Below are 12118 nucleotides of genomic sequence, written 5' to 3' on the forward strand. Positions count from 1 at the left end.
ATGAACATCAGCCGTTTCTTCGTCGACAGGCCGATCTTCGCCTATGTCCTTGCCATCGTCGTGATGATGGCGGGCGGCGCGGCCATCATGAACCTGCCGATCGCGCAGTATCCCGACGTCGCCCCGCCGACTGTCACCATTTCCGCCACATATCCCGGGGCCTCGGCCGCCACGCTCGAATCGAGCGTGACGCAGGTCATCGAGCAGCAGCTCACCGGCATCGACAACATGCTCTACTTCTCGTCCACCTCGGACAGCTCGGGCAAGGCGTCGGTCTCGGTCACGTTTGCCAAGGGCACCGACCCCGACGTGGCGCAGGTCCAGGTCCAGAACAAGGTGCAGCAGGCCAATTCGCGCCTGCCCAGCGCGGTGCAGGAGCAGGGCCTCACCGTCACCAAGTCGAACTCCGAGATTCTGATGATCGTGGGGCTCTACGACAGCAGCGACAAGGCCACGTCCTCGGACGTTTCGGACTACCTCGTCAGCCACTTCCAGGACCAGCTCGCGCGCGTCAGCGGTGTCGGCAACGTGCAGGTCTTCGGCGCGCAGTACGCGATGCGCATCTGGCTCGACCCGGCGAAGCTTGCTGCCCTGCAGCTCATGCCGTCCGACGTCGAGAGCGCGATCAGCGCGCAGAACGTCGACCTTTCGGCGGGCCAGATCGGCGCGCAGCCGGTGGTCAAGGGCCAGCAGCTCAACGCGGTGGTCAAGGCCAAGTCGCGCCTGCAGACGCCCGAGCAATTTCGCCACATCGTGGTCAAGACCCAGACCGACGGCTCGGTGGTGCACCTCTCGGACGTGGCGACGGTCGAACTGGGCCAGGAATCCTACACCGCCGTCGCCAAGTACGGGAAGCACCCGGGCTCGGGCGTGGGCATCGAGCTGGCCTCGGGCGCGGACGCGCTCAAGACCGCCGAGGCGGTCAAGGCCCGCGTCGCCGAACTCTCGAGCGACCTGCCGGCCGGCTACAAGATCGTCTACCCCAAGGATTCGAGCACTTTCGTCAAGCTTTCGGTGCACGAAGTGGCCGAGACGCTGTTCGTCGCGATCATCCTCGTGATCCTCGTCATGTACGTATTCCTGCAAAGCTGGCGCGCGACGATCGTGCCTGCGCTCGCGGTGCCCGTCGTGCTGCTGGGCACATTCGGACTGCTCCTGGCCTTCGACTATTCGATCAACACCTTGACGCTGTTCGGCATGGTGCTGGCCATCGGCCTCCTTGTCGACGACGCGATTGTCGTCGTCGAGAACGTCGAGCGCCTGATGCACGAGGAGCACCTTTCGCCGCGCGAGGCGACGATCAAGTCGATGGGCGAGATCGGCTCGGCGCTGGTCGGCATCGCCATCGTGCTTTCGGCGGTGCTGCTGCCGATGGCTTTCTTCGGCGGCTCGACCGGCGTGATCTACCGCCAGTTCTCGGTCACGATCGTCTCGGCCATGGTGCTCTCCGTGCTGACCGCGCTGATCCTGTCTCCCGCGCTGTGCGCCACCCTGCTCAAGCCCACCGACAGGATCAGCGCCGACCAGCCGATGCCGAGCGGGTCGGAGCCCGAATACCGTGGCCTCACCGGGCGCGCCCGGCTCTACGCCACGCGCTTCTTCATCGGCTTCGACAAGGGCTTCGAGAAGCTTTCCGAGCGCTACTTGCGCGCGACCAGCTCGGTCATCACCCGGCGGGGCCTGCACATGGTGGTCTTCGCGGCGATCTGCGGCGTCATGGCGGTGCTCTTCATGCGCTTGCCCACCGGCTTCCTTCCGGTCGAGGACCAGGGCGAGGTCATGGTCATGTACCAGCTTCCCGCGGGTTCGACGCTCGAACGCACCGAGAAGGTGCGCACGAGCGTGGTCGACTACCTTGCCAAGAGCGAGGCCAAGGACGTCGATGGCATCTTCGGCGTCGCGGGTCAGAGCTTCAACGGCAGCGGCCAGAATGCGGGCATGGGCTTTGCCCAGCTCAAGCCCTTCGACGCGCGCTCGGGTTCGGACGAAACCGCGCAGGCGGTCGCCATGCGGCTCTCGATGGCCCTCTCCAAGGTGCGCGACGCGCAAGTCTACGCGATGGTGCCGCCCTCGATCCGCGGCCTTGGCCAGTCGAACGGCTTCACGTTCGAACTGCTCAACACCAGCGGCCTGGATGCAGCCAAGTTCAAGGCCTTGCGTGACAAGATCATCGCGGCGGCGAACCAGGACCCCTCGATGTCGCAAGTGCGCGCCTCGACGCTGCCCGACACGCCCCAACTCCAGATCGACTTCGACGACGAGAAGCTCAACGCCATGGGCCTCACCGAAGCCAACGCCACCGACGTGCTCAGCACGGCCTGGGGCGGCACTTACGTCAACGACTTCGTCGACCGGGGGCGCGTCAAGAAGGTCTACCTGCAGGGCGATGCGCCCAGCCGCATGCTGCCCGACGATCTCAAGCGCTGGTTCGTGCGCTCGACGAGCGGGACCAACGCCGACGGATCCTCGCTGATGGTGCCGTTCTCCTCGTTCACCACCACCAAGTGGGTGACGGGCGCGAACTCGGTGAGCCGCTTCAACGGTTTCTCCTCGTACGAGATCCAGGGCCAGCCCGCCTCGGGCTACAGCTCGGGCGAAGTGATGAAGAAGCTGGTGGCGCTGCAGCAGGAACTGGCGCCGGGCACCGGCTATGCCTGGAGCGGGCTGTCCTACCAGGAGAACCAGTCGAACGGCCAGCAGGGCCTGCTCTACGCCCTCTCGATCGTGGTGGTGTTCCTCAGCCTCGCCGCGCTCTACGAGAGCTGGTCGGTGCCGCTCGCGGTCATGCTGGTGATCCCGCTCGGGGTGATCGGGGCGGTGCTGGCGGTCACGGTGCGCGGTCTGGAAAACAACATCTACTTCCAGGTCGGCCTGCTCACCACGATCGGTCTCGCCGCCAAGAACGCGATCCTCATCGTCGAGTTCGCCGAGATGGCGCATCGCGAAGGCAAAGACATGGTCCACGCCGCGATGGAGGCCGCCAAGGTCCGCCTGCGCCCGATCCTGATGACCTCGATCGCCTTCATCGCCGGCGTGTTCCCGCTGGCGGTGGCGAGCGGTGCTGGCGCGCAGAGCCGCGTCGCCATCGGCACCGCCGTCCTGGGCGGCATGCTCTCGGCGACGTTCCTGGCGATCTTCTACGTGCCGATGTTTTTCGTCCTCGTCGCCAAGCTGTTCCACCGCGAGGACACCAGCGCCCCCGCCGTCGAAGGCCCGGCGCCCGACGATACCCCCAATTCGAAGGACCCAGCCTGATGCCCCGCCGTACGTTCCTCGCCGCCCTCGCGCTCGCCACGGCGCTTGCCGGGTGCAACATGGCGCCCAAGTACGTGGCGCCCGAGAACCCCGCGCCGCCGCAGTGGCCGACCGGGGCGGCCTACCCGGCGGCGCAGGCGGGCGATGTCGCGATGCCCTGGCGCACGGTCTTCGCCGATGCACGCCTGCAGCAGGTGATCGCGGATGCGCTGGCGCACAACCAGGACCTCGCCGCCTCGCTCGCCAACGTCGCCTCGGCGCGCGCGCAGTACCACGTCGAGCGTTCCTACCAGCTGCCGACGCTGGCGCTGGGCGGAGACGCGGCGGTCAGCAAGGCGGGGCATTCGGCCTCGAGCCAGAGCTACGACGCCAACGTCGGGGTTTCGGCTTTCGAGCTCGACCTGTTCGGGCGCGTGAAGAACGAGGCCCGCCAGTCGCTCGAGACTTACCTCTCGACCGAATCCGGCTATCGCTCGGCGCGCCTGACGCTGGTCGCCAACGTGGTCACCGCCTACGTGACGCTGGCCTCGGACCGCGACCTCCTGAAGCTGGCGCAGGAGACGCAGAAAAGTGCGCAGCACAGCCTCGATCTCGATCAGGACCTCTACGAACATGGCTTGGCCGACGGCGCGACGCTGGCCTCGGCGCAGACGGTGGTGGAGCAGGCACGTTCGGACGTCGCCGCGCAGACCACGCTCGTCGCGCAGGACCGCAACGCGCTTGAACTGCTGACCGGCGGGCCGGTGGACGAGGCGCTGCTGCCGGCCTCGCTCGCCGAACTCGACGGACAGATCGCGACGTTGCCGGCCGGGCTTTCCTCGAGAGTGCTGCTCCAGCGCCCCGACGTGGTCGAGGCCGAGCACAGCCTCAAGGGCACTTATGCCGAGATCGGCGCGGCGCGCGCGGCGTTCTTCCCGACGATCTCGCTGACCGGCACGCTGGGCTTCGCCAGCACCGCGCTTTCGGACCTGTTCACCGGTGGGGCCTTCACCAAGGCGGCTTCGGGCTCGGTCACGATGCCGGTGCTGGGCGGCGAGACCAGGGGCAACCTCGAATACGCCAAGGCGCAGCGCGACTACTACCTGGCAAGCTATCGCTACACCGTGCAGGGCGCGTTCAAGGACGTTGCCGACGCGCTCGCACGGCGCGGCACGATCGCCGAGCAGCGCAGCGCGCAAGACCGGCTGGTGACCGCCGCGGCCAAGGCCTACACGCTCTCCGACGCGCAGTACCGCGCGGGGATCGGCACCTACCTCGACGCGCTGACCGCGCAGCGCGAACTCTACTCTGATCAGCAGACGCAGATCGCGACCGTGCTCGCCGATCTCACCAACCGGGTGACGCTCTACAGCGCGATCGGGGCCGACCCCAGCCTGGGCGGCGCCGATACCACCGCCTCAGAAGCGGGCGCGCAGGCCCAGTGACCAGCGGCGCGGCGCCCCGGGGCCATAGGCCCTCGGGTCGCTGGCGCCGGGGGCTTCGGCAAGCGCGATCTCGTCGACCTCGCTGAAGGTCCCGAAGGTCGCGTGGTCGCGATCGAAGAGATTGCGCACCTGCCCGAAGAGCGCGAGCCCGGGAACGAGTTCGAGACTGGCGCGCAAGTGCACCAGCACGTAGCCGGGCAGCTTGGGGGTGAGGTTCGCCTCGTCGCCGACGAGGACCTGGCCCGAACGCGCGATCACGTCGCCGCCCAGTGTGAAGGCGCGCGAACCCAGCGCCCCCGCATGCTCGAGGCTGAGTGTGGCCGAATGGCGCGGTATGCCGGGCAGCCGGTCGCCCGGTTCGACCGCAATCGTGCCGTCCGCGTCGGCCTCCGGGTTCGCCGGGCTCGCGACCGTCATCGCCTTGCGGTAGGTGGCCTGGGTCAAGGCGTATCCGGCCGAGACCTGCCAACCCGGGCGCGCCGCCTTAAGCGTCAGTTCCACGCCCTGGCGCCGGGTCGCGCCCAGATTGCGGAAATAGGCGCGGCCCCGGATCGCCGAGGCGACATAGTGGATGTCGTCGCGGCTGGTGGTGCGATACGCGCTTGCCAGTGCGTCAAGAGTCCAACCCGAAAGCCGCGCATGGCCGCTCGCGCCCAGCTCCAGGGTGCGCGCGACGACCTGTTTCAGCGGCGGGTCGGCGACGAAGAAATTGGTAAGGCTGCACGGGGCGTTCGCGTCGGCGCAGGAGAGTTCGGCGGGCGTGGGCGCGCGGTTGCTTTGCGCGAACCCGGCGCGAAGGTCGAGCCCGTCGCTGGCCTTCCAGTCGAATTCGAGGCCGGGATTGAGCTTGCGGAAGGTGTGGGTGCCGTTGAGCGCGGTGCCGATCCGGTCGACGAGTTCGATGCGCGCGTAATTGTAGCGCAGGCCCAGTTCGGCGCGCAGGCGGGCGGTCAGCGGCAGGCCATCGGTGACGAACAGGCCCCAGTAGCGCGTCCGCGCGGTCAGCCGTACGGGGGCGATGGCGTCGTCCTCCTGCACCACCGTGATGCCAAGGTCCTCGACGCTACGCTCATCGGTGAGGAGGCCGAGGTTGCTCGCGGCGGCGAAGTCGCTGGTGCTGCCGTCATAACTCGCGCCTAGCGCGAGATGGTTGGTGCCTGCACCCAGCGACCGCTCGTCGATCACTTGCGCGAGCACGCCGTTCGAACGGGTGTGGACCCGGCCCCGGTTGAGCAGGCCGTAGCCATCTTTACCCCAGCGTGCGGCTATCTGCGCTCCGCCGGCATCGGTGAGCGGGCTCGCGTCTTCGTTCGCGTCCTCCAGGCAGAGCAGGCCGGGGAGATCCTCGCAGGCGGCGATGTCGGCGACGTCGCCGTTGGTGGTGTCGACGCGCAGGCGCTGGCGGTAGAGGCTGGCCTCGAGCCGCGTGCCTTCGCCCAGCGCGATCCAGGGATGGAGGCTGATGCGGCCGTAGTGGCTCTTCGAATTGTCGGGCCAGCTGAACACCGAGCGGCGCCGCGCGGCGAGCAATTCGACCGGGGCGACGCCATTGCCGGTCAGATCGGTGTCCGCGGCGATCAGCTTGACGTGGAGCCCCGCCTCGGCGCCGTCGAGCCCGAGGTCGGCGTAGCCGTTGCGAAGGTCAGACGGGCTATGGTCGCGCCAGCCGTTCTCGCGGCGCGACTGGAAAGCGCCGAAATAGCTGAAGGCGCCGGTGCTTGCGCCTCCGGCGAGGCTGACGGTGCGTTCGCCGTAGGAGCCGAAGGAAAGCGCTGCGTCCATGCCGCGATCGCTCAGTCCGGTTGCGGTCTCGAGCAGCATCGTTCCCCCCAGCGCGTTGAGACCATAGGCCGGGCTGGGGTCGGCGAGGGTGACCGTGCGCAAGGCGGCATCGGGGATAAGGTCGAAGCCCACGGTGTCGCCGAAGGGCTGGTTGAAGCGTGCGCCGTCGAGGTAGACCGCGAGGCCTTGCGCCTGTCCCTGGAGCGGGGAGGCGGTGAAGCCGCGGTAGACGAGGTTGGGTTGCCAGGGGTTGCCCTGGGCGTCCTGCAGGCTGACCCCGGCAACGCTGCGCGAAAGCGCGCCGGTAAGGTCAGGCGTACCCACGCGCGCGATTTCGGCGCGGCCCAATTGCAGGGCGTCGTCGAGATCGTTGCGCCCGCCGGGCGCGGTCACGACGATCGGGCCGAGCGCGGCGGCAAGCGGCAGCGTGGAAGCTACGGAAGTTGGCGCGGTTTCGCGCTCCGCCTCGGCCCTGACCGGAGCGGCGACAATCAGCGCCGCGCTGGCGAGCGCGACCGCGGAACATCTGCGCATGTCCTCGATCTCCCCCTGGGTTTGTTCTCGAGAACGAACCTAGGGGTGAGGGGGGCGGCGGCAATAGGACCTAGGGCCAATGCGCGCGCGAGATCCATGCCCGCTCAGGCGTCGACCGGGCGGATCATGCCTTCCTGCGCGGCGCTGGCGACCAGCCGTCCCGAACGGTCGAACAGCGCGCCGCGCGCGAAGCCCCGCGCATGGCCGGCCCAGGGGCTGTCCATGGTGTAGAGCAGCCAGTCGTCGAGGTCGGGTTCGGCGTGGAACCACATCGCGTGGTCGAGGCTGGCGGCCTGGAGTTGCGGGGTGAAGAAGGTGGCCGGGTGCGGCAGTGCGGTGGTGCGCAGCAGCGAAAAGTCGCTGGCGTAGGCAAGCACCACGCGCTGGAGCGCAGGATCGGCCTGCATCGGCCGGGCCAGCTTGAACCAGAAGTACTGCGAGGGCGTGTGCGTTCCGGCCTTGCCCCGAGGCGAGGCCCGGCCCACGCGCACGTCGAAGGCGTCAAGCTTGCGCGCGAGGAAGGGCGGCATTGCCTGGCCACTCGCGGCAAGCACGCTGGCCATGTCGGGGCATTCGTCGGGCCCTGCGACGTCCGGGGGCGAAGAGGCGTGCTCGAAGCCGGCTTCGGCGATGTGGAACGAGCAGGCAAGATTGAGGATCGGCCGTCCGTCCTGCATCGCCACCACGCGCCGGTTGGTGAAGCTGCCGCCGTCGAAATCGCGCAAGGTCTGGTAGATGATCGGACGCGTGACGTCGCCCGCGCGCAGGAAATAGGCGTGGAGCGAATGGGCCGGGCGCGTATCGTCGACGCTGTGCGCGGCCGCGCGCAAGGCTTGCGCGATGACCTGCCCGCCGAACACACGGCCAGGCCGGGTGGAGGTGGCGCAGGCGCGGTAGAGGTCGGTGTCGAGCTTCTCGATGCACAGCAGTTCACGCAGTTCGGCCACTGCCACGCTGGCGCGGTCGGTCTCAGCGTCCATGGCCGCCGTCCGCCGCGCGCCGGTCGGATTCGAGCCAGGCCTCGGTCTGGTGCACGATCGAATGGAGTTCCTCGAGCGTCTGTTCGATTGCCCGCTTCTGCTTGCGCAAGTCCGATATGCGTTCGCTGACCTTGGTGTGGAGCTTGCGCATCTGCTCGTAGTGCTCGGGATCGACTTCGTAGAGGTCGAGGAATTCCTTGATCTCGCGGATCGTGAAGCCGAGCCGCTTGCCGCGCAGGATCAGTTGCATGCGCCCGATCTCGCGGCGCGAATAGATGCGCGTGGTGCCCACACGCTGCGGCGCGATAAGGTCCTTGTCCTCGTAGAAGCGCAAGGTACGCATGGTCACGCCCAGCAGGGTCGCCGCTTCCTGGATGCCCAGCATGTCGGTCGCGGGATCACTTGCGGCAAGCGGCTCGGCCGCGTTCATTGGGCGCCGCCCTCGGAGGCGCGGCGTGCGTCCTCTTCGGCGACGAGTTCCTTCTTGGAGAGCTTTCCGACCAGGGTCTTGGGCAGGGCGTCGCGAAATTCGATGGTTGCCGGCATCTCGATCTTGTTAAGCCTCCCGCGCAGGAATTCCAGCAATTCCTCTGCGCTGAGTGTATCACCTGGGTGCACTGCAACAAAGGCCTTGGGTGCCTGGCCGCGATAGGGGTGGGGAATGCCGATCACGGCGGCTTCGGTCACCATCGGATGCTCGTAGATCGCCTCCTCGATGATGCGCGGGTAGACGTTGTAGCCCCCGCACAGGATCACGTCCTTGATGCGGTCGACCAGAAACAGGTAGCCGTCCTCGTCCAGATAGCCGATGTCGCCGGTGCGCAGCGCGCCGTGGGTCATCGTCTTGGCGCTGTCCTCGGGACGGTTCCAGTACCCCTGCATGACCTGTGGGCCGCGCGCGCAGACTTCTCCCTTTTCGCCGATCGCGCAGATCCGGTCGAGGTCGTTGGGATCGCGGATCTCGATCTGGGTGCAGGGGAAGGCGGGGCCGCAGGAATTGTCCTTCACCAACCCCTCGAGCGGATTGCAGGTGATGATCGGGCTGGCTTCGGACAGGCCGTAACCCTCGACCACGCGCACCCCGGTGCGCTGCTCGAAGGTGTGGCGCACTTCGAGCGGGAGTGGGGCGCCGCCCGAAATGCACACCCGTACGCTCGAGAAGGCGCCGTGGGTCTCCTGGCCGTTGAGCGCGGTGTAGAGCGTGGGCACCCCGAAGAACTGCGTGGGCTTGGTGCGCAACGCGGTCTTGAGGAAGGATTTCATCTCGAAGCGCGGCAGCAGGATCATCTCGGCCGCAGTGTCGATCGAGTAGTTGAGCACCGTCGTCAACGCGAAGACGTGGAACAGCGGCAGGACGCCGAGCGTGCGTTCCTGCGTCTCGGGCATGTGGCCCACGTGGGTGACCATCTGAGCCGAATTGGCGGTGAGGTTGGCGTGGCTCAGCATCGCGCCCTTGGGCACCCCGGTGGTGCCGCCGGTGTATTGCAGGACGGCAAGGTCATCGGGATCGCGCGCCACCGGATCGGGGGCGACGGCGCGCGCGACGAGATCGTCGTAGGCGACGTAGCGCAAGTCATGCTCGGGGAAGGGGATCACGTCGCGCCGCTTGAACAGCAGGAACGCGCCTTTCTTGAGCGCGGGCAGGGCATCGGCGAAGGAGCAGACGATCGCGCGGCGAAGCTTGTGCTTGCCGAGCAGTTCGCCGACCTTGGGCATCGAAACCTGAAGGTCGGTGGTGACCAGGATCTCCGCGCCCGAATCCGCGACAAGATGGTCCATCTCGCGCTGGGTGTAGAGCGGGTTGAAGTTCACCACCACGCCGCCCACGCGCAGGATCGCGAAATAGAGGATCACGTAATAGGGCGTATTGGGCAGGCACAGGCCCACCCTCGTGCCCTTGACGACGCCCAGGTCCTGCAGGCCGCGCGCCGCCCGGTCGGCCAGCGCGCCGATCTCGGCGTAGGTCCAGCGCCGGCCCATGAAATCGATCGCCGTCCACTCGCCATGCCGCTTCACGGCATGGTCGAGCAGATCGGTCAGCAACCGCGGCGCGATCGGCGGCATCTCGTCCGCCTGCCCGGAGGCTGCGCCGTTGGAAGAGAGCGTTTGCATCTGGCCTTCGAGGCCGCCGATCGTCGCCGCGCCGCCCATTAGAACGCCATCCTTGCACCGAGCGAGAAGACGAGGGCGGAAGCGTCGGTCAAAGTGCCGTTGACCAGGATCGGCGTCTGCACCGCGGTGCCGGCATAGGCGGCGGTGGTGCGGTCGATCGTGGTGTCCTCGAACGAGATGTACGAGGCCGCGAAGTCGACGGTCAGGTTCTTTGTCGCCGCGTAGCTGGCGCCGGCCGAGAAGTTGAGACGGTCGGAATCGGGCACGCGCGCGTCGCGTTCGCCGTCGCGCGTGGGGGTCTGCGCCCACTGCAGGCCGGCGCGCACGGTCAGGCGGGGATCGACCACGTAGTCGACGCCGCCAGCCAGGCTCCACACGTCACGGTAGTTTTCGGGTACCGAGACGTTGACCGGATCACCAAGGTCGATCGAATCGAACTCGCTCCAGCCCGAGCGGATCGCCTGGAAGTTGAGCGTCATTGCCGGGGTCACGCGGTAGCGCACCGAGCCGATCGCCTGCCAGGGCGTGCTGAACGTGGCGTGGGTGCTGAGCGTGTAGTTCTGGCTCGCGAGCGGGCCGAGCAGGTCGGAGTTGGTGAGCGTGCCCTTGAGCTTGTGCTCGATCGCCGACTTGTAGGTGAGGCCGAGCGAGACCGGGCCCTGGTGGAGCTGCGCGCCGACCGACCAGCCGATGTCCCAGCCGTCGCCCTTGAGGCGCTGGTGGCCGTCGGGCAGGGCCGAGGAGAGGTTGGGCAGGTAATTGCTCAGTTCCGCCTTGGCGTACTCGACGTTGAGGCCGGCACCCACGTTGATGCCCGGCGCCAGCTCGACGGCGACGGTGGGCTGGATGTCGAACGTGCGCAGTTCGGTCTTGTCGGCGGTGTAGCGTGCCCAGCTCGTCGAGGAATAGTCGGTGGTGAAATTGTAGGGCGCGCTCACCGCAAGGCCCAGCGAGACTTTGCCGAAGCCATAGGCGATCGCGCCCGAGGGCAGCACGCCGTTGTTGATCGGGTTCTTGGCGACGCTGTCTCCGCCGACCGCTTCGCCTGTGGTTCCCGGCCGCACGACATAAGTGCCGTTGTCCGAGACCTTGCCGCGCGGCAGGATCGCGCTGGCATGGATCGAGGCTTCGCCACCTTGGGTCCCGGCGATCGCGGCGGGGTTCCACCAGATCGATTCCACCCCGGTGTCGGCTGCTTCACCCGAGAACGCACGGCCCTGTCCGCGTACGGACTGTTCCTGGAGGTAGAATGCCTGGGCATGCGCTGCTCCGGCAAAACCCAGCGCGAGAAGCGAGATCGCGCCGGAAAGGGCGACCCGCCCGGTCTTCGTGTTCATTATATTCTCTCCCATGAAAATTCTTTTGCTCCCTCAGAACGCCCGAGCGGGCTCACTTGATCCGGGTCCAGGTCTGCGTCTTGCACAAGGGCCAGACGATGCAGCCCTTCAGCTTCAGGCTGTCGGGTCCAGCCGGGGTGATGGTGGCCTGGTAGGTGCCGCCATCTTCGGGATTATAGATGGTCCCGCCGGTCCACTTGGCGCCGTCCTGCTTGAAACCGCCCACGATCTGCAGGCCCTTCAGCTTGCGGTCGCGCTTGGCCTCGTCCTTGTTGTTGACGTCGCGAAGGTCGGGGTTCTTGGAAATGTTGTCCGAGTTGGTCAGGCGGCCGCAGATCGAGGCTCCGCAGCTCGAGATTTCGACGGTGCCGTGCTTCGAGGGGGTTCGCCAGGTGCCGATGACCGAATCAGGGGCGGCCGCCAGCGCCGGAGCGGACAGGCCCAGGGCGACCACAGATACAAAAATGGCGGATTTTCGGGTGTGCATGCGCAATCGTTCCATCCTCTCATGTTCACGATCTAGCCCGTGTCCCGGGTTGGGAACCGGGGCACGGGCTGTCGTGTTGAAGATTCGATAGCGCAAAAATTGCTTGACGTATAGGGAAAGAATCGCACCCTTAGGGAAGATGTTCACCCGACCGTCGGATTCACGAGAACGTGGAGATCGCCCGAGTCGGGCACGCTGTGGAGAGAA

8 protein-coding genes are annotated in these 12118 nt (G+C 67.2%); 2 read left to right on the forward strand and 6 right to left on the reverse strand.

Annotated features, from left to right (window positions below; translation table 11 throughout):
- Both HT136_RS06275 and HT136_RS06280 read left to right on the forward strand, forming a co-directional pair.
- The gene (locus tag HT136_RS06275) at window positions 1-3255 is read left to right on the forward strand and encodes an efflux RND transporter permease subunit (protein ID WP_246543400.1); all 3255 of its coding nucleotides are present in this window, start codon (window positions 1-3) and stop codon (window positions 3253-3255) included.
- Window positions 3255-4679, forward strand: coding sequence for an efflux transporter outer membrane subunit (locus HT136_RS06280; RefSeq protein ID WP_214198709.1), 1425 nt, complete (start codon window positions 3255-3257; stop codon window positions 4677-4679). The genes HT136_RS06275 and HT136_RS06280 overlap by 1 nt, the downstream gene beginning before the upstream one ends.
- Here HT136_RS06280 and HT136_RS06285 read toward each other — a convergent pair.
- From HT136_RS06285 to HT136_RS06310, 6 genes are all read right to left on the reverse strand, one after another.
- Complete coding sequence (locus tag HT136_RS06285) at window positions 4653-6995, reverse strand: TonB-dependent receptor (RefSeq protein ID WP_214198710.1); 2343 nt, start codon at window positions 6993-6995, stop codon at window positions 4653-4655. The genes HT136_RS06280 and HT136_RS06285 overlap by 27 nt on opposite strands.
- A 104-nt stretch (window positions 6996-7099) precedes the next feature.
- On the reverse strand, window positions 7100-7975 hold the full coding sequence (locus tag HT136_RS06290; RefSeq protein WP_214198711.1) for an acyl-CoA thioesterase: 876 nt from the start codon (window positions 7973-7975) through the stop codon (window positions 7100-7102).
- Window positions 7965-8405, reverse strand: a complete 441-nt coding sequence (locus HT136_RS06295; RefSeq protein WP_246543401.1) for a MerR family transcriptional regulator — start codon at window positions 8403-8405, stop codon at window positions 7965-7967. Before HT136_RS06295 ends, HT136_RS06290 begins: the two co-directional genes overlap by 11 nt.
- Entirely contained in the window at window positions 8402-10126 is a 1725-nt protein-coding gene (locus HT136_RS06300) for a long-chain-fatty-acid--CoA ligase (RefSeq protein ID WP_425516881.1), read from the reverse strand. The genes HT136_RS06295 and HT136_RS06300 overlap by 4 nt, the downstream gene beginning before the upstream one ends.
- Window positions 10126-11424 carry an OmpP1/FadL family transporter gene (locus HT136_RS06305; RefSeq protein WP_214198712.1) on the reverse strand — a complete coding sequence of 433 codons (1299 nt, stop codon included), beginning with the start codon at window positions 11422-11424 and terminating at the stop codon, window positions 10126-10128. Before HT136_RS06305 ends, HT136_RS06300 begins: the two co-directional genes overlap by 1 nt.
- 52 nt (window positions 11425-11476) lie before the next feature.
- Window positions 11477-11911 carry a DUF2147 domain-containing protein gene (locus HT136_RS06310; RefSeq protein WP_214198713.1) on the reverse strand — a complete coding sequence of 145 codons (435 nt, stop codon included), beginning with the start codon at window positions 11909-11911 and terminating at the stop codon, window positions 11477-11479.
- Window positions 11912-12118 lie beyond the last annotated feature (207 nt).

It is taken from the genome of Novosphingobium profundi, assembly GCF_018491765.1.
GTDB classification, from domain to species: Bacteria; Pseudomonadota; Alphaproteobacteria; order Sphingomonadales; family Sphingomonadaceae; genus Novosphingobium; species Novosphingobium profundi.

Excerpts from the sequence above, each read along its gene's own strand:
- HT136_RS06310 (WP_214198713.1), bottom strand. The coding sequence starts at position 11,911 with ATGCACACCCGAAAATCCGCCATTTTTGTATCTGTGGTCGCCCTGGGC.
- HT136_RS06280 (WP_214198709.1), top strand. The coding sequence starts at position 3,255 with ATGCCCCGCCGTACGTTCCTCGCCGCCCTCGCGCTCGCCACGGCGCTT.
- HT136_RS06305 (WP_214198712.1), bottom strand. The coding sequence starts at position 11,424 with ATGAACACGAAGACCGGGCGGGTCGCCCTTTCCGGCGCGATCTCGCTT.
- HT136_RS06275 (WP_246543400.1), top strand. The coding sequence starts at position 1 with ATGAACATCAGCCGTTTCTTCGTCGACAGGCCGATCTTCGCCTATGTC.
- HT136_RS06290 (WP_214198711.1), bottom strand. The coding sequence starts at position 7,975 with ATGGACGCTGAGACCGACCGCGCCAGCGTGGCAGTGGCCGAACTGCGT.
- HT136_RS06295 (WP_246543401.1), bottom strand. The coding sequence starts at position 8,405 with ATGAACGCGGCCGAGCCGCTTGCCGCAAGTGATCCCGCGACCGACATG.
- HT136_RS06300 (WP_425516881.1), bottom strand. The coding sequence starts at position 10,126 with ATGGGCGGCGCGGCGACGATCGGCGGCCTCGAAGGCCAGATGCAAACG.
- HT136_RS06285 (WP_214198710.1), bottom strand. The coding sequence starts at position 6,995 with ATGCGCAGATGTTCCGCGGTCGCGCTCGCCAGCGCGGCGCTGATTGTC.